At 44.3% G+C, this 427-nt stretch carries 1 protein-coding gene; it reads right to left on the reverse strand.

Annotated features, from left to right (window positions below; all coding sequences use genetic code 11):
• Window positions 1–76: 76 nt before the first annotated feature.
• The coding region (locus RVS70_RS22640; RefSeq protein ID WP_414617190.1) for an MBL fold metallo-hydrolase at window positions 77–427 on the reverse strand (351 nt) is incomplete at its 5' end.

Consider the following 427-nt stretch of genomic DNA (forward strand, 5'->3'; position numbering starts at 1 on the left):
GTCATGGCAACGGTTATTCACCTGGTTGGTTCATAACAGCGACTGCCCGGGCTGCTGATTTCTCGGCAGTCTTTTTTTAGTTCGTCTCTGTTATATCTGATGTATCATATGGAGGATAGACAGAAAAGGTTCCAACTCTGTTTTGATATCTATATTGGATCGTTCCGTTTTGATCTGTACGCAGCACACGGATAGAATGTCTCTGTAATATCTGCAGAACTTCTTGATGAGGATGGTAATACCGATTGTTTTTCCCGGCTGAGATAATGGCCGTTTTCGGCTGAAGCTGTTTGATGAATTCTTCACCGGTAGAGCCTTTGCTCCCATGATGCCCCACCTTTAACACATCTGCTTTTATATTCGGAAACACGTTCATCACCTCTTGTTCCCCTTCTTTCTCCAGATCACCCGTCAAGATCCAGCTCAT

The organism is Virgibacillus sp. M23, from assembly GCF_034190895.1.
GTDB lineage: Bacteria > Bacillota > Bacilli > Bacillales > Amphibacillaceae > Virgibacillus > Virgibacillus salarius.